The following is a 17351-nucleotide window of genomic DNA, read 5'->3' as shown; positions in this document are numbered from 1 at the left end:
GAGACGACCCGGTCGCGGACCGGCGGGAGCGGTCCGCCCGCACCTCGCTCAGTGGTGGCTGGTCTGAGTCACCCACTTCTGGCTCAGGTCGAGGCCGTCCGACTCGGTGTTGCTGAAGCTGTTGCGGGTGCCGCTCAGCTGGTCACCCATCGCCTGGAGGGAGTCCATGAGCGCCTTGAGCTGCGTCTGCCAGGTCTCCAGCGCGCCGCCGAAGCCGTTCGACGCGTTGCCCGTCCAGCTGCCGGCCAGCGTGAGCTTGCTGTTGTTGACGCTGGTCTGGATGTTCTGGCAGCTGGTGTGCGTGTTGTCGATGGCCTGGGCCGCGACCTGGAGAGCGTGTTCACTGCTTGTGAGCTGGTTTCCGGCTACCATGCGGGGCTCCTTGGAGATCGGCGCCGGACGCGGACCCGGTGTCCGTGTCCCGGCGGGAACGTGCGGTGAACGGCATCCGGGCCGGAGTGACCGGAGGACGGTGCCTCATCCGGCCGCCCCCTTCCCGGAGTCTGCGGTGGCGCTTCCGGAGGCACGGCACTCGGGGTCCTCCGGCGCCTGCGGCGCCGTCAGCGCGGGCCGCGCCGCCGCCACCGGATCGAGCACGGGGCCCGTCGGCAGCAGCCGCAGCAGCGCGGACGGCAGGCGTACGGCCTCCGGCTCGGTGAACGACAGCTTCTTCAGCACCGAGTCGTCGGCCAGCGGGTACTTGGTGCCGTCCCCGGTGACGAGGTACGGCGCGCCGGTGCTGCGGCCACTGCCCTCGCCGCCGCGGCCCGGCAGCGGGCGGGCCAGCACCGCGGTGCCCGGCTGCGCGGTCACCAGCCCCGGCTGCGGGCAGCCCGGCGCGGTGCTCTGCCGCGGCACGATCTCCCGTCCGCCGGCCAGCCGCCGGTCGGTCAGGGTGATCTGCTGGAGCGGCGCGTTGCCGTGCGGGGTGACGGACAGACAGGGGACGGCGCCGCCGGGGGAGAGCGCACGGGGCGGCGCGGCGGGCAGTCCGGCCAGGAGGTCGGCCGGCTCGCCCTTGGCCAGCGCCGGGCGGACCTGGTCCGGGGTGAGGGCGACGGCGGCGGGCGCGGCCCCGCCGTACGCCTTCTTCCGGGTGGCGGCGTCACCGGTCAGCAGCTGCGAGCCGGTGAGGGTGAACGGCACCAGCCCGTCCTTGGTCAGCAGGTAGTACTGGTCGGCGGAGCTGGGCGTGTGCACCACGAAGAACTGGCCGACGGTCCGCTTCGACCCGCCGATCTCCGGGCCCGCCGAGCCGCGCCCGGGCACGTCCGGCGCCGCCAGATCGGGACCGGCGGGGAGCGCGGCGAGGAACGAGTCGTCCACCGCGACCGGTTCGACGGTGCCGTAGCCGAGCGCCTGCACGGCGCCGCTGCGGTCGTCGAGCCGCAGCCGCTGACCGTGCCACAGCAGATAGTCGTTCTTCTTGGCGTCCTGGACGAGCACCGCCTCGGTGTCCCGCAGCGGCGGGCTCTGCGCGCTCACGCCGATGCCCACCGAGGTGGTCGCCAGCTCCCGCCCGTCGTCGCCGGTGCGGCTGGTGGCGCACACCTGCCAGGCGCCGCGGGAGAGCGCGTCGCCCGACGGCAGTGAGTCCGGCGCGTCCGGGATGCCGATCGCGGTGCCGCGCGGCACGCCCGCCAGCGACTCCCGTGAGACCTCCTGGACCAGGCCCTTCTCACCGACGGCGAGCTTCGCCGAGGTGTAGTTGAGGACCGGGCGCAGCTCCCCGCCGCCGTAGAGGTAGCGGGCGCCGGTCTCCTTCTCCACGATGATCGCGCCCGCCTGCTGCCAGGACGTGGACCGCCCGGGGAAGAGCAGACCGGACACCGCGAACCCGACGCAGAGCAGCAACCCGATGACCAGCCCGATGACGGTCCCGCGCCGGGTGCGCCCCATATGGGTGTCGATGGCGTCCGGATCGGCGGAGAGCATGCTGGAGGTCAGGCGTCCCACCACGAAGGAGTACGCCTGGACCTGGTCCCGCCGTGACTGCATCTGCTCTCCTGCCACCGTGCTGCGCCCGCTGCTGCCGGGCCGTGTTGTCGGGGTCGTGCTGACCGGACGGTGGGGGCGCGCCGGTCGCGGACCACCGGGAAGGCGAGGGGCGCGCGGGGCCGGTCGTCCGCCGTGCGCCGCGGGACGTCAGCTCAGCCAGGCCCGCAGGGCGCCGAGCGCACCCAGATCGATCAGGACGAGGGGGAGCAGGGCGATGGCGCAGGCCGAGTGGAGCAGATCGGCGGCGCGCCCCCAGTACGGCACCAGCCGGCGGCCGGGCAGGGCCCAGGAGGCGATGGTCAGTCCGGCGCCGACGATCAGCAGCACCAGCAGGACGAGGGCGCGGGTGCCGGGGGAGCCGTGCCAGGCGAAGCCGAGGGCGGGCAGCAGCAGACCGAGGCAGCCGGGGAGCACCACCGACAGCCGCTGGCGGGTACCGGCCATCGCCCGGGCGTGCAGCACCAGCAGCACGCTGAGCACCGCGCCGAGCGCCACCGGCTCCCAGCCGCTCCCGGTGGACAGCGCCACCAGGCAGACCGCGCACATCAGGCCGCAGGCCGTGTAGAGGGCGGTCATGTAGCGGTCGGCGACGCGGGTGCGCTCCAGCACCTCGGTGGACGGCACCGGGTCGATGCCCTCCTGGAGTTCCTGGGCGTTGGTGGGCAGCGGTGGCAGCCGCAGTCCGGCCAGCCGGAACGACAGCAGGGGGACGAAGGTGCCGAGGACGACGGTGACGGCGGCGACCGGACCGGCCGCCTCCGACGGCGCGAGCCCGGCGGTCAGTCCGAGGACCCCGCCGACCGCGGTGAGGAGGAAGCCCAGCAGGACGGCGGTGAACAGCGGCGCCGCGGACGCCGCCGCGGCCAGCGCGAGGATCGCGGCGCCCGAGCCGGCCGCGGCACCGGCCAGCAGCCGCGCCCCGAACAGCGGATCGCCGGCCGGTCCGGCGGGCACGAACCAGCCCGCCACGAAGAGATAGGGGACGGCCAGCAGGCCGAGGGTGGTGCCGGCGACGGCGTCGCCCACGGCCCGGGCGGCGGCGATCGCGCCGAGCAGCAGCAGGACGCCGACGGCGGCGGTGGCCGCGGAGTGCAGCAGCGGCAGGCCGCTGGTGGCCAGCGGCACCAGACCGGCCAGCAGCACCGCGGCACCGAAGCCGAGGGCGAGCCGCCGGGTGCCCTCCGGGCCCCACTGGCCGGTGCGCTCGCGCATCCCGGTGGCGACGCCGTCGACGAGGTCGTCGAAGTGCACGGGCGGCAACTGTTCGCGGCGTGGCCGCAGATGGAGGGTCTCGCCGTCCCGCAGGCCCAGATCGGCGGGGGTCGCCTCCTCGTCGAGGGCGGGGCGGCCGAGCCGCTGGAGGACCCAACCGCCGTGCTCCACGCCCGTTTCGTCGAGATCGCCGCCGGGGACGGAGCCGTGCTCCAGCAGCGAGGGCATCACCTCGACCAGGGGCATGTCGGCCGGTAGACCGATCTCGAAGGAGCGCTCGGGCGCCTTGACGACGATCTTGCATATATCGGCAACGATGGTGCTGCTCACGTCAGTTCTCGCCTTCCGCCCCAACGTCGAGGGTGTTCCACCAGAACGTCCCGCCCGGGCAAACGCCTCCGCCGTGGACCTGACGGTATAAAACGGATAGACATCCGATGACTGTGCTGACGCCTGCTTCTCGATCTTCATGACGGGCGGGGCCTCTGCACAGGCCGCGGAACGTCACGCTCCCGGCGCGAAAAGCACGTGCGGTGGCTGCGTGGAGGGCGTCCTGGTGGAGAGGAAGTTAACACAAGTCGCTTTAACAGTGGCCGGTCCAACGAAAACTTGTGTGATCTTCATCCGGGTGCGGCGGCGGGGCCCGCGGGCGGCCATGGCATCATCTGGGCCCACCAGCCCGACGCGCCGCCGGACGCCCGCTGTTGACGCCGCCGACCCTGCCCGGACACCCCCTCCGGACGGTCGGGCGGACCCGGCGGCGGCCGGTCCCGCACGTACCGAGAGGACCCGTGTGAGCCTCATCCTCTTCCGCCGTCCACCACGTCGGCCGGGTCCTGAAGTTCCCGGTGGCGAACTGGAATTGCAGGAGCCACCGGCCCTCCCCGAGCGGACCAGCAACCTCTCCGCGCTCTTCACCTATCTGCCGATGGCCATCGCCTCCACCGGCATGGTGCTGATCTTCCTGCGGCCCGGCGGCGGCAGCGGCGTCTTCACCTACATGGTCGGCGGAATGATGCTGGTCTCCACGTTGGCCATGCTGATCGGCCAACTCGTGCGCTCCGCCGGCGAACGCAAGCAGCGGCTCAGCGGCGACCGCCGTGACTACCTCCGCTACCTGTCGCAGAACCGGCGCCGGGTCCGCGAGGCCGTCGTCGGCCAACGCGACGCCCACGCCTGGCGCAACCCCGATCCGGAGGCACTGCGTTCACTGGTGCGAACGACCCGGTTGTGGGAACGGCGCACCTCCCACGAGGACTTCGCCGAGGTCCGGCTGGCCGTCGGAGACCAGCGGCTCGGTATGCGCGTCGCGCCCATGGAGACCAAGCCCGTCGAGGACCTGGAGCCGCTCGCCGCACATGCGCTGCGCCGCTTCATCCGCGCCTACACCTCCGTCGCCGACCAGCCCATCGCCCTTTACCTCCGCGGCTATGCCCGCGTCCAGTTCCGCGGCGACGACGAGAGCGTACGGGCCATGATCCGCGCCCTCGTCGGGCAACTCGCCGTCTTCCACGCCCCCGAGGAACTGCGCCTCGCGGCCTGCACCTCCAAGGACGCGCTGGAGCACTGGGAATGGCTCAAATGGCTGCCCCACGCCCTGCATCCGACCGAGCACGACGGCGCCGGTCAGCGCCGCCTGGTCACCGAGGACCCCACCGAATTCGGCGAACTCCTCGGAGGTCTGCTCTCCGACCGGCCGCGCTTCGACCCCCAGGCCGCACCCGGCAAGGAGGAGCCGTTCACCGTCGTCGTCCTCGACGGCGCCGACCTCCCCGGCGACGACCGGCTCTCCGGCGGCGGCTACCGCAACTGCGTCGTCCTCGACCTCTCCGGCAGCCTCGCCTGGGGCGGCCCGCACACCCTCGGCCTGGAGGTCGAACCCGGCCATCTGCGCGCCGTCGGCCGCGACCGCAACGGCCGCGAGACCGTCTCCCGGCTCGGCCGCCCCGACGCCCTCGGCCCGGTCCGCGCCCGCGCCCTGGCCCGCATGATCGCGCCGTACCGGATGAGCGTGACCACCGAGGTCGCCGAGCCGCTGGAATCCGACTTCCAGCTCACCACCCTGCTGGGCATCTCCGATCTGCACACCCACGAGCTGGAGCGGTTCCACGAGTTCCGCGGCCCGGGCGAGCGGGACCGGCTGCGCGTCCCGGTCGGGGTCGCCGCCGACGGCTCACCCGTCGAACTCGACCTCAAGGAGTCCGCGCACAACGGCATGGGCCCGCACGGCATGCTCATCGGCGCCACCGGCTCCGGCAAGAGCGAGCTGCTGCGCACCCTCGTCACCTCGCTCGCCCTCACCCACTCCTCCGAGATCCTCAATCTCGTCCTGGTGGACTTCAAGGGCGGCGCCACCTTCCTCGGCCTGGAGAACCTGCCGCACACCTCCGCCGTCATCACCAACCTCGCTGACGAGGCGGCGCTGGTGACCCGTATGCACGACGCGGTCCACGGCGAACTGATCCGCCGTCAGGAGCTGCTGCGCTCGGCCGGCAACTACACCAACAACCTGGAGTACGAGAAGGCCCGCCTCGCCGGGACCCCGCTGGCGCCCATGCCCTCGCTCGTCATCATCGTCGACGAGTTCAGCGAACTGCTCGCCGCCCACCCCTCCTTCATGGACCTCTTCGTCATGATCGGACGGCTCGGCCGCAGCCTCGGCGTCCATCTGCTGCTCGCCTCCCAGCGCCTCGACGAGGGCCGCGTCCACCAGCTCGAATCCCACCTCTCGTACCGCATCGGCCTGCGCACCTTCTCCGCCATGGAGAGCCGCGGCGTCCTCGGCGTCCCCGACGCCCACCAACTGCCGCCCGCCCCCGGCAACGGCTACCTCAAGAGCGACACCGCCACCCTCACCCGCTTCAAGGCCGCGTACGTCTCCGGCCCCTACGAGGCCCGGCGCCGCAACGCCCCGAGCGCCCAGGGCGGCGGCTCGGCCGTCCCCTACCGTTCCGGCTACGTGGCCCCCACCCGGCCCGTCGTCCCCGTCGAACCCGACCCGGCCGAGGAGCGCGAGCAGCTCACCCTGCTGGAGACCGCCAACCGGCGCCTGCTGGACGCCGGCGGCCCGCCCGCCCACCGCATCTGGCTCCCCCCGCTGGACGTCCCGCCGACCCTCGACGAGATGCTCCCCGCCCAGCCCGAGGACCTGGCCCGCCTCTACGACCCCGAGCGCCGGGAGGCCGGACCGCTGCGGGTGCCCGTCGGCGTCGTCGACCGCCCCTTCGACCAGCGGCGCGACCCGCTCGTCGCCGACCTCTCCGGCACCGGCGGCCACCTCGGCGTGGCCGGCGGCCCGCAGACCGGCAAGAGCACCCTGCTGCGCACCGTCATCACCGCCCTCGCCCTCAGCCACACCCCGCGCGAAGTGCAGTTCCACTGCCTCGACTTCGGCGGCGGCGGCTTCGGCACCCTGGCCGGCCTGCCGCACATGGGCACCATCAGCAGCCGCGTCCACACCGAGCGCGTCCAGCGCACCGTGGGCGAGCTGGAGACCCTGCTGACCCGGCGCGAGGAGCAGTTCGCCGAGTCCGACATCGACGGCATCGCCGACTACCGCAGGCGCCGCGCCGCCGGGGAGTTCCCCGACGACCCCTGGGGCGACGTCTTCCTCGTCGTCGACGGCTGGTCCACCCTGCGCAACGACTTCTTCGACCTCAGCCAGAACATCGCCCAGCTCGGCGCCCGCGGCCTCAACTACGGCATCCACCTGCTGATCTCCTCGCCCCGCTGGGCCGACATCCAGCCCGCCCTGCGCGATCAGATCGGCAGCCGCTTCGAGCTGCGGCTCGGCGACACGGTCGACTCCGTCATCAACATGCGCAAGGCCAAGGAGGTCCCCCGCATCCCCGGCCGCGGTCTGACCGAGGACACCTACCACTTCCTCACCGCACTGCCCCGCACCGACGGCGACGGCAACGCCGCCACCCTCACCGAGGGCACCCAGGAGATGGTCGCCGCCGTCCGCGCCGCCTGGGGCGACCGCCCCGGCGCGCCCGCCGTGCGGATGCTGCCGTCCACCGTCCACGCCACCGACCTGCCCGAACCGGTCGGCCGCGACGTCCCGCTGGGCCTGGAGGAGAACGAACTCGCCGCCTTCCGCCAGGACTTCGACGCCAACCCGCACCTCATCGTCATCGGCGACACCGAGAGCGGCAAGACCAACCTGCTGCGCCTCGTCGCCGACTCCATCGTCCGCACCCACACCGCCACGGAGGCCAAGTTCGCCTTCGTCGACCTGCGGCGCGAGCTGTACGACGCGGTGCCCGAGGAGTACCGCCTCGACTACGCGGTCTCCCTCGACGCCGCCCGCGAGATGGTCCGCAACTGCGCCGCCTCCATGCGGCCCCGTATACCCGGCCCGGACATCACCCCGGAGCGGCTGCGCAGGCGCGACTGGTGGAAGGGCCCGCAGGTCTTCCTGATCGCGGACGACTACGACCTGGTCGGCGGCTCCGGCATCGGCGCGCAGACCCCGTTCGAGCCGCTGATCGACATCCTCACCCAGGGCTCCGAGATCGGCTTCCACCTGATCCTCGCCCGCTCCGCCGGCGGCGTCAGCCGCGCGATGAACGACCCGCTGATGCGGCGCCTGGTCGAGGCCAACACCAACCGCCTGCTGCTCTCCTGCCCGCCCGGCGAAGGCGTCCTCTTCGGCGACGTCCGCCCCCGTACGTACCCGCCGGGCCGCGCCCAGTGGATCGCCCGCCGCCGCAACGTCCAGGTACAGACGGCACTGCTGGGGGAGAAGGAGCACTGAGGCCCATCAAGAAGGTGCCGGTCACACCAGCGGTGTGACCGGCACCTCCGTTTCTGCGGGGCCCGCGCACGGAACTGCGCCCGCACCCCGCATCCGCCGCCCGGCGGATGCGGGGTCCGGCGCACCATGGCTCCACCGCCACGCCCCACGAGGAGACCCGGAGCCCCCATGCCCTTACGGATCGCCGTCACCGCCGAGCCGATACCGTCCCACCTCAGCGCGCTCGACTACGTCATCGGCCCGGCCCGGGAACAGGGCCACCAGGTCACCCTCCACGCCCCCCTCATGTTCCGCCGTGAGGCCCACCGCCGCGGCATCGCGTACCGGCGGGCCGGCACGGACTGGACCTGCGGGCCCGGCGTGCAGGAGACGGCGAGCGAGATCTGGCGGCGGCACGGGAACGGGCCCTTCAACCGCCATGTCTTCGGACGGCTCTGGCCCGACCACGCCGAGGCCAAGGCCCGCGCCCTGCTCACCGCCTGGCGCCGCGACCGGCCCGACCTGGTGATCGCCGAATGCAGCGACCCCGGCGCCCACCTCGCGGCACGGATCCTGCGGCTGCCCCTGCTCGCGGCGGACAACGGCCTCGGCCCGCTGCTCCAGGAACTCTGGGACACCGATGTCGCACCCGCCCTGAACCCGCTGCACAAGCAGTACGGCCACGACGCCCCCGCCCTGCCCCCGATGCTCACCCCGGCCCCGGTCCGGTGGTTCCATCCGACGCCCCCGCCCGCCGCGCGACCGGTCCGCCGCACCGTCGCGCCACACCGCGCCGTCCTCCCCGCCCGACTGGACCGCGCCCCGTCCGCCCGCCCCCTCGTCTACGCGAGCCTGGGCACCCTCACCACCGCGATGCCGGGGCTGCGCACCACCGTGACGGCCGTCTACCGGGAGATCATCGCCGCGCTCACCGCGGTCGACTGCGACGCGATCGTCTCCGCGGGCGCCCTCGCCCCACAGCTGACCGGCGACGATCCCCGTATCACCGTCGTCGCACACGTCCCGCAGCCCGCGCTGCTGCACCGCGCCGACCTCTTCGTGACACACGGCGGCCGGGCGTCCCTGCTCGACGCGGTACAGGGCGCGACGCCCGTCCTCGGCATGGGCGTCCTCGCCGACCAGCCCGCCAACACCGACGCGTTCGCCCGGCTCGGACTCGGCCGGTCCCTGCCCCTGACGGCCACGCACACGGAGATCGCCGACGCCGTGACCGCCCTCCTCGACGCCCCCCGGTACACCGACGCCATGACCGCGGCCCGCACCGAACTGGCCGGACTGCCCCCGCTCGACCTCACCCGGCTGCCGGACCCCGACTGAGCCGGAACGCGGCGGCGCGCCGGACGACCAGCCCGGCGCGCCCTCCCGTACGCGGTCCTACGGCGCGCGCCAGCCGCGAGCCCGGCCGCGGGGGATGACCACCGCCAGCAGCGCCGCGACCGCCGCCACCGCGGCGGCCCCGCCCGCCATCGCCCACACCGGCCCGGACGCGACCTCCGGCGGCGGCTGGTCCGCCTGGTAGGCGGCGGCGACCGAGCCCGGGGCGGGGGCGGGAGTGCTCTCGCCCGGCCGCAGCGCCGCCACCGCGCCCTCCGGGTCGACCATGCCGTACCCGGTCACCGCGTCCGGCACCGCACCGGCGCCGCGCACCGCCGTGGCCCGCAGCCGTTCCCGTACCGCATCGGCCGACAGCTGCGGGTCGCGGGCGCGGACCAGCGCGGCGGTCCCGGCGACGAACGCCGCCGCCACCGGATCCCCGCTCCCCGTGAAGTGCCCGCCCCCGGGGCCCACGCTCAGCACCCGGTCGCCGGGGGCCGTCAGATCGACCCGGACCGTCGCCCCGCCGGTCGCCGCCGTCTGCTCGGCGTCGCCGCCGAGCGGGGCGCCCTCCACATCGACGGCGGCCACGCTGACCACCCGCGGATAGGCCGCCGGATACGAGACCCCGCGGCTGCGGCTCTCCGTCCCGGCGCCCGCCACCACCACGACATCCTTCTGCTGCGCGTAGGTGAGCGCCGACTTCAGCGCCCCGCTGGAGCGCGCGGCGCCCACCCCGACCAGGACCACCCGCGCGCCGTGGTCGATGGTCCGGCGGATGCCCGCGGCCACCGCGTCGGGGTCGGCCTCACCGCCGTACCCCTCCGCCGCGACGCCCGCCCCGACGACCCGGGCCTGCGGGGCGACGCCCTCGAAGCCGATGTCCGGGGTGCGCGCGGCGGCGACCACACCGGCGAGGAAGGTGCCGTGCCCGGAGCAGTCCTTGCCGGTGCCCGACGCCCGCCCGGCCAGCGCCGGTACGGAGGCGTCGAGCCCGCCGTCGACCACCCCGACCGTCACCCCGCGGCCCTCGCTCAGCGGATGCGCCTTCTCGATGCCGAGCAGCTTCTGCGGCCACGGCGTCGCCCGCTGCGTCCCGGAGCTGCGCTTGACGCACTTCGTCCCGTCGAGCGCGGTGGAGATCTGCGGCAGTACGGCGGAGTCGGTGAGCGGGGCGGCCGCGGCCGGAAGCGGGACCGCCGCGGCGAGCAGGAGGCAGCCCACCGTGGTGGCCCGCAGGGAGAGTTTCCGCCGGCGGTCGGACACGAAGGTGCCTCCTGGAGCAGGTCGGACAGCGGCCGCCCGAGGGGCCGCTCTGTGCTTGACCGGGATCATACGCAGAACCGGCCGACGGGCGAACGGGCAGGCGAGGCGGGGCAGTTTGTCCGCCGGGCCGCAGAACGGACCGGCCCCGACGACCCGCCCCGCTCACTCCACCGGCTTCCGCGCCTCGATCAGGAACCGCGTCGTCCGCGCCTGGAACGGCCCCTCGGCCAGGATCTTCTCGTGCAGCTCGCGCAGCCGGTCGCGGTAGCCGTCCACGGTGAAGCCCGGGACCATCCAGACCACCTTCCGCAGGAAGTACACCACCGCGCCGATGTCCCGGAACTCCGTCCGCAGCGACTCCAGCCGCAGATCGACGATGTCCAGACCGGCCGCCTCCGCGTCCCGCCGGGCGTCGTCCGGATGGCGGCTGCGCCGCACCTCGTCCGGCTGCGGCCCCAGGAAGAACTCCACCAGCTCGAAGACGCTGGCCGGACCGACCTGCTGGGACAGGTACGTACCGCCCGGCTCCAGCACCCGGGCGATCTCCTGCCACCACACCGTCACCGGATGGCGGCTGACGACCAGGTCGAAAGCGGCGTCGGCGAACGGCAGCGGCGGCTCGTCCGCATCGGCGACCACCACCACCCCCCGCGGCCGCAGCAGCTGCGTCGCTGCCGCGACATTCGGCGGCCACGCCTCCGTGGCGGCCACCAGCGGCGGCAACCGGTCCACCCCGGCCAGCACCTCCCCGCCGCCGGTCTGCACGTCCAACGCCGCCGACGCGCCCGCCATCCGCGCGCCCATCAGCCGCTGATACCCCCATGACGGGCGTTCCTCCGTCGCCCGCCCCGCCAGCCAGGAGAAGTCCCAGCCCGCCATCGGAGCCCGCTCGGCCTCCGCCACCAGATCCTCGAACGATTGAGACACGGGGGCGATGCTCCCAGCCGCCCGCCCCGAAGTCACCCGAATTCCGCCGCCCGGCGGCCCCCGGGGCGCACCCCGGCCATCGACCGATCGCCGCGCCGTCAACCGATCGGCCGATACGGCGTCGAGCGCGTCGGCCGATGTCCGGCACGGGCCGGGCGGGCCAGGCTGACGTCATGTCCATCATCGAAGTGACGGGCCTGCGCAGGGCCTACGGGGGGCGCCCCGTCGTCGACGGCATCAGCTTCACCGTCGACGAGGGCGAGATCTTCGGCATCCTCGGCCCGAACGGCGCCGGCAAGACCACCACCGTCGAATGCGTCGAGGGGCTGCGCGTCCCCGACGCCGGAACCGTACGGGTCGCAGATCTCGACCCGATCGCCGACCACGACCGGCTCACCGGCCTCCTCGGCGCCCAGCTCCAGGAGAGCGAACTCCAGCCGAAACTCACCGTCGGCGAGGCCCTGGAGCTGTACGCCGCCTTCTACCCGCACCCCGCCGACCCCGGCCACCTCGCCGACCGGCTCGGCCTCACCGACCTCCTCGGCCGCCGCTTCGGCAAGCTCAGCGGCGGCCAGAAACAGCGCCTGTTCATCGCGCTCGCCCTCATCGGCAACCCCCGCGTGGTGGTCCTCGACGAGCTGACGACCGGCCTCGACCCGCGGTCACGGCGCGACACCTGGCAGCTCATCGAGGAGGTCCGCGACAGCGGCGTCACCGTCCTCCTCGTCACCCACTTCATGGAGGAGGCGCAGCGGCTCTGCGACCGCGTCGCGGTGATCGACCGGGGCCGTATCGCCGCCCTCGACACCCCCGCCGGGCTGATCCGCGGCGCCGCCACCGCCACCGTCATCTCCTTCACCCCCTCCCGACCGCCGGACCCCGCCGACCTCGCCGCACTGCCCGCCGTCACCGCCACCACCACGGACCGGGACGGCCGCATCACCCTGCACGGCGCCGACGACACCGTCACCGCGCTGCTGTCGCTGCTCGCCCGGCACTCCATCACCGCCGGCCGGCTCCGCGTCACCGACGCCACCCTCGACGACGCCTTCCTCGACCTCACCGCGGGGCACGCCTCCGACGACCTCATCGACCGGGAGAGCTGAGATGCCGACCGTGACCGTGGCGCACACCGCCGTCCTCCGCACCGAGGCGAAACTCTTCCGCCGCGAACCCGGGGCGCTCTTCTGGCTGCTGGTCTTCCCGAGTGCGCTGCTGACGATCCTCGGCCTCATCCCGGCCTTCCGTGAACCGGGCGCCGCCCCCGGCGGACTGCGCGTCATCGACCTGTACGTCCCCGTGGCCGTGCTGCTCGCGTTGAGCGTCGCCGGGGTGCAGACCATGCCGGTCCAGCTCACCGGCTACCGCGAACGCGGCATCCTGCGCCGCCTGTCCACCACCCCGGCCCGCCCCGCGTCCCTGCTGATGGCGTCGCTGCTGCTGCACGCCGCCGCCGTCCTCGGCTCCGTCCTGCTCGCCCTCGCTGTCGGCCGCCTCGCGTTCGGCGTGGCGCTCCCCGCCCAACCCGCCGGATACCTCCTGGCCTTGCTGGTCACCGCGCTCGCCGCGTTCGCGCTGGGCTGCGCGCTGTCGGCCGTCTCCCGGACGGTGAAGGCCGCACAGACCTTCGGGACCGTCGTCTTCTTCCCGATGATGTTCACCGCGGGTGTGTGGCTCCCCGTCCAGTCCATGCCGGAGACGCTGCGCCACCTCGTCGAGTGGTCGCCGCTCGGCGCCGCCTCGCAGGCGCTCGCCCAGGCGGCCGCCGGGGACTGGCCGAGCTGGTCGCACCTGGGCGTGACCGGTCTGTGGGCGGCACTGCTGCTGACCATCGCGGTCCGCCGGTTCCGTTGGGAGTGACCGGCGGGCGGGCCGTGCGCCGCGCCGTCCCCGGGCCGCAGGGGAGCCCGGGGACGCCGCGCGGCATCCTGAACGCCATGACGACCGTGAGCCGGCCCACCGGCACCGACGAGCGCTGGGAGCAGTTCCACCGCTGGGGCCCCTACGTCCTGCTGGCGGTCGGCGTCGCCCTCGCGACGGTGTCGAGCCCCTTCCTCCCCGAGCCCCGCCACCGCCATCAGGACCTCGTGCTGGGGGCCGTCGCCCTCGTCCTCCAGCTGTGGTGGCACCGCAGACGCCGCACCGCCGCCGCGGGGACGCCGTCCGCCGTCGCCTACTACGCTCTCCGCACCGCGCTCGCCTTGGCCCTGACCTGGGTGAACCCCTTCTACTCGATCTTCGCGCTGATGGGGTACTTCGACAGCGGGGTGCTGCTGCCGCCCCGGCTGCAGCGGCTCGGCCTCGTCCTCACCGCCGTGACGATGGCGGGATCGCAGTCCGGCGGGCTGCCCCCGGGACCGGACGCGGTGAGCTGGATCCTCTTCGGCGGGCTCTTCCTGCTCCACTGCGGCCTCGGCCTGCTCTTCAGCCACTTCGCCGAGCGGGACGCCCGGCGGGCGGCGGCCAAGGCGGCCGCCATCACCGAGCTGGAACGCACCAACGCCCGCCTGGAGCAGGCACTTCAGGAGAACGCAGGACTCCACGCCCAACTCCTCGTCCAGGCCCGCGAGGCCGGTGTCGCCGACGAACGGCGCCGACTGGCCGCCGAGATCCACGACACCATCGCCCAGGGCCTGACCGGCATCATCACCCAGCTCCAGGCCGCCACCGACACCCCCGACCCGCACCGCGCCCGCTCCCACGTCGAGCGCGCCGCAGCCCTCGCCCGCCGCTCCCTGGGCGAGGCCCGCCGCTCCGTCCAGGACCTCGGCCCCGGCGACCTGGAGCACGACGCGCTCCCGGAGGCGCTGGAGAAGCTGGTACGGAACTGGTCGGCGCAGGCGGGTGCCCGCGCCGGACTGACCGTCACCGGCACCGTCGAACCGCTCCACGACGAACTGGAGGCCACCTTGCTGCGCATCGCCCAGGAGGCGCTCGCCAACGTCGACCGGCACGCCGCCGCCGGCCGCGTCGGCGTCACCCTCTCCTACATGGGCGACGAGGTGAGCCTGGACATCCGCGACGACGGCCGCGGCTTCGACCCGCTGGCGCTGCCCCCGCGGTCGGCTGCCGGCGGCTTCGGCCTCGGCGGGATGCGGGCCCGCGCCGAACGCGTCGCCGGAACCGTCGACATCGAGTCGGAGCCCGGCGCCGGAACGGCCGTCTCCGCTCGCGTACCGTTGGTGCGCCATGGCTGACGATCCGACGATCACCCTTCTCCTCGTCGACGACCACCCCGTCGTCCGCGACGGACTGCGCGGCATGTTCGCCGCGTCTCCCGGCTTCACCGTCCTCGGCGAGGCGTCCGGCGGCATCGAGGCGGTGGCGCTCGCCGCCCGCCTCGACCCCGACGTCATCCTCATGGACCTGCGCATGCCGGGCGGCAGCGGCGTCGAGGCCATCGCGGAGCTCACCCGTCGCGGCGCCCGCGCCAAGGTCCTCGTCCTCACCACCTACGACACCGACTCCGACACCCTCCCGGCGATCGAGGCGGGCGCCACCGGCTACCTCCTCAAGGACGCCCCGCGCGACGAACTCTTCACCGCAGTCCGCGCCGCGGCCGCCGGCCGCACGGTCCTCTCACCCGCCGTCGCCTCCCGCCTGGTCACCGCCGTCCGCTCCCCGGCCCCCGCCGACCCCACCCTCTCCGCCCGCGAACGCGAGGTCCTCGCCCTCGTCGCCAAGGGCACCTCCAACCGCGAGATCGCCCGCACCCTCTTCATCAGCGAGGCGACCGTCAAAACCCATCTCACCCACATCTACGCCAAGTTGGACGCGAGGGACCGCGCCGCGGCGGTGGCGAACGCCTACGACCGGGGGATCCTCGGGTAGGGGGTGCGTCAGGGCAGGTCGTGCGCGTACTCCACGGTGAGCGGGCCGGCCACCACGCAGCGCGGGCGGGAGCCGAGGGCCGGCAGGCAGGTGGTGACGCGGGCATGGCCCCGCGCCCAGGCGGCTGTGTGGGCGGCCGGGTCGACCGAGTCGAGGGCCGCCGGCAGCGCCCGGACACCCCGGGCGAACTCTCGCCCCCCGGCTGCTGCTCCGCTCACACGCCCTCCTGATGGGGTGCCCCACCACGCTGCCATGGAAGGCGAGCGCCCGGAGGGAAAAACGGCAAGCAGCTCCAAAAGAAAAGGCAAGGACGGATATCCGTTCCTTGCCACTCTCAACATATAGCGCACAGGGGGCCTTGCCGCAAGGCCCCCAAGGTGCCGCAGAATATCCGCCGCACGTCCGGGACCAGCGGAAACGGCGGCCCGCCGGGTGGCGCGAGCTGCCGCGTGCCGGGCCGGAATGCGTCAAGCAATTTCCGTGGAACGGGGTAGGCGATGACGGGGTATTCGATGAAGGACGCGAAGAGTGACGCGTTGCCTTGCACAACGCACGATGCGGCGCAGAACGCCATGCGGAACGCGACGGATGACGGCTTGCACGACGTGATCGTCGTCGGCGCCGGGCCGACCGGTCTGATGCTGGCCGCGGAGTTGCGGCTGCACGGTGTGGACGTCGTCGTGCTGGAGAAACTGGCCGAGCCGTCCGGGCAGTCCCGCGGGCGCGGGCTGCATGCGCGCAGCGTGGAGCTGCTGGACCAGCGCGGACTGCTGGAGCGGTTCCTCGCGGCGGGGGAGAAGTTCCGGGCCGGCGGTCTGTTCGGCGGCATCATCAAGGCGTGGCCGGACGGACTGGACACCGCCCATCCGTACGGCCTCGCCATCGGCCAGCCGGAGACCGAGCGGCTGCTCGACGCGCGGGCCCGTGAGCTGGGCGCCACGATCCGCCGCGGCTACGAGGTGGTCGCGCTGCACCAGGACGCGGACGGGGTGACCGCCGAGACGGCGGACGGGACGCGGCTGCGTACGCGGTACCTCGTCGGCTGCGACGGCGGCCGCAGCGCGGTCCGCAAGCTGGCCGGTATCGCCTTCCCCGGCGAACCCGCCACCACCGAGACGCTGTTGGGCGACATGGAGGCGACCGCCGACCCGGCGGTGATCGCCGCCGCCGTGGCGGAGGTCCGCCGCACCCAGCTGCGGTTCGGCGTCATGCCCGACGTGGACGGGAAGGTGGGCGTCCACCGCTTCCTCGTCCCCGCCGAGGGCGTGTCCGGGGACCGTTCGGCGCCGACCCTGGACGAGTTCCGGGCCCAGCTGCGGGCCTGGGCGGGCAGCGACTTCGGGGTGCACTCCCCGCGGTGGCTCTCCCGCTTCGGCGACGCCACCCGGCAGGCCGAGCACTACCGGACGGGCCGGGTGCTGCTGGCCGGCGACGCCGCGCACATCCATCCGCCGACCGGTGGCCAGGGCCTCAACCTCGGCATCCAGGACGCGTTCAACCTCGGCTGGAAGCTCGCCGCCGAGGTGGCCGGGTGGGCGCCGGCCGGCCTGCTCGACACGTACCACGCCGAACGCCACCCGGTGGGCGCCGAGGTACTGGCCCACACCCGCGCCCAGATGGCCCTGCTGGGCACCGCCCCGGGCCCGGCCGCACTGCGCGCCCTCTTCTCCCGGCTGATGGACATCGACGAGGTGAACCGCCACATCACCGGCCTCATCACCGCCGTCGACATCCGCTACGACCTCGGCGACGGCCACCCCCTGCTCGGCCGCCGCATGCGCGACGTCCCGCTGCCGCAGGGCCGCCTCTACGACCGGATGCACACCGGCCGCGGCCTGCTGCTGGACCGCACCGGCAGGCTCACGGTCACCGGCTGGGAGAGCCGCGTCGACCACGTCCGCGACAACGCCGTCGCCCCGGACGTACCCGCCGCCCTGCTGCGCCCCGACGGCCATGTGGCGTGGGTCGGCGACGATCAGGGGGAGTTGGAGAAGCGGTTGGGGGAGTGGTTCGGGGTGGGTGAGGGGTGAGGCGCGGCAGGGTC

The 17351-nt window shown here is 74.0% G+C and carries 13 protein-coding genes; 7 read left to right on the top strand and 6 right to left on the bottom strand.

Annotated features, from left to right (window positions below; genetic code table 11):
- Nucleotides 1-48: 48 nt before the first annotated feature.
- The 3 genes from ACZ4U4_RS16150 to eccD form a co-directional block, all read right to left on the bottom strand.
- Nucleotides 49-372, bottom strand: a complete 324-nt coding sequence (locus tag ACZ4U4_RS16150) for a WXG100 family type VII secretion target (RefSeq protein ID WP_467874068.1) — start codon at nt 370-372, stop codon at nt 49-51.
- A 105-nt stretch (nt 373-477) separates the two neighbouring features.
- Entirely contained in the window at nt 478-1998 is a 1521-nt protein-coding gene (eccB, locus tag ACZ4U4_RS16145) for a type VII secretion protein EccB (protein WP_467874065.1), read from the bottom strand.
- 147 nt (nt 1999-2145) lie between these two features.
- Nucleotides 2146-3540, bottom strand: coding sequence for a type VII secretion integral membrane protein EccD (eccD, locus tag ACZ4U4_RS16140; RefSeq protein ID WP_467874062.1), 1395 nt, complete (start codon nt 3538-3540; stop codon nt 2146-2148).
- Nucleotides 3541-4072: 532 nt separating this feature from the next.
- Here eccD and eccCa point away from each other — a divergent pair.
- Both eccCa and ACZ4U4_RS16130 read left to right on the top strand, forming a co-directional pair.
- Nucleotides 4073-7969, top strand: coding sequence for a type VII secretion protein EccCa (gene eccCa, locus ACZ4U4_RS16135; protein ID WP_467874059.1), 3897 nt, complete (start codon nt 4073-4075; stop codon nt 7967-7969).
- A gap of 168 nt (nt 7970-8137) precedes the next feature.
- Nucleotides 8138-9286 (top strand): glycosyltransferase, encoded by a 1149-nt coding sequence (locus tag ACZ4U4_RS16130; protein WP_467874056.1) that lies wholly within the window; start codon nt 8138-8140, stop codon nt 9284-9286.
- A 57-nt stretch (nt 9287-9343) separates the two neighbouring features.
- Here ACZ4U4_RS16130 and ACZ4U4_RS16125 read toward each other — a convergent pair whose 3' ends face one another.
- Nucleotides 9344-10549, bottom strand: a complete 1206-nt coding sequence (locus ACZ4U4_RS16125) for a S8 family serine peptidase (protein WP_467874053.1) — start codon at nt 10547-10549, stop codon at nt 9344-9346.
- 162 nt (nt 10550-10711) lie between these two features.
- Nucleotides 10712-11428 carry a class I SAM-dependent methyltransferase gene (locus ACZ4U4_RS16120; RefSeq protein WP_467874589.1) on the bottom strand — a complete coding sequence of 239 codons (717 nt, stop codon included), beginning with the start codon at nt 11426-11428 and terminating at the stop codon, nt 10712-10714.
- Between the two features lie 221 nt (nt 11429-11649).
- Here ACZ4U4_RS16120 and ACZ4U4_RS16115 point away from each other — a divergent pair, with 221 nt between their 5' ends.
- The 4 genes from ACZ4U4_RS16115 to ACZ4U4_RS16100 all read left to right on the top strand — a co-directional run bounded on the left by ACZ4U4_RS16115 (nt 11650) and on the right by ACZ4U4_RS16100 (nt 15307).
- Nucleotides 11650-12582: an ABC transporter ATP-binding protein gene (locus ACZ4U4_RS16115; RefSeq protein WP_467874050.1), complete on the top strand. Its 933-nt coding sequence runs from the start codon at nt 11650-11652 to the stop codon at nt 12580-12582.
- Nucleotide 12583: 1 nt separating this feature from the next.
- Entirely contained in the window at nt 12584-13336 is a 753-nt protein-coding gene (locus ACZ4U4_RS16110) for an ABC transporter permease (RefSeq protein ID WP_467874047.1), read from the top strand.
- Between the two features lie 77 nt (nt 13337-13413).
- Complete coding sequence (locus ACZ4U4_RS16105) at nt 13414-14673, top strand: sensor histidine kinase (protein WP_467874044.1); 1260 nt, start codon at nt 13414-13416, stop codon at nt 14671-14673.
- The gene (locus tag ACZ4U4_RS16100) at nt 14666-15307 is read left to right on the top strand and encodes a response regulator (protein ID WP_467874041.1); all 642 of its coding nucleotides are present in this window, start codon (nt 14666-14668) and stop codon (nt 15305-15307) included. The genes ACZ4U4_RS16105 and ACZ4U4_RS16100 overlap by 8 nt, the downstream gene beginning before the upstream one ends.
- Before the next feature lie 8 nt (nt 15308-15315).
- Here the strand turns inward: ACZ4U4_RS16100 and ACZ4U4_RS16095 are convergent, their stop codons facing one another.
- Entirely contained in the window at nt 15316-15525 is a 210-nt protein-coding gene (locus tag ACZ4U4_RS16095) for a hypothetical protein (RefSeq protein WP_467874038.1), read from the bottom strand.
- Nucleotides 15526-15903: 378 nt separating this feature from the next.
- Here ACZ4U4_RS16095 and ACZ4U4_RS16090 point away from each other — a divergent pair, with 378 nt between their 5' ends.
- On the top strand, nt 15904-17337 hold the full coding sequence (locus tag ACZ4U4_RS16090) for an FAD-dependent oxidoreductase (RefSeq protein WP_467874035.1): 1434 nt from the start codon (nt 15904-15906) through the stop codon (nt 17335-17337).
- The last annotated feature ends 14 nt before the right edge of the window (nt 17338-17351 follow it).

It is taken from the genome of Streptomyces sp. NPDC029159 (genome assembly GCF_055564055.1).
Note: the sequence above shows the minus strand (reverse complement) of the source record. Positions and strands in the feature narration are given on the sequence as shown.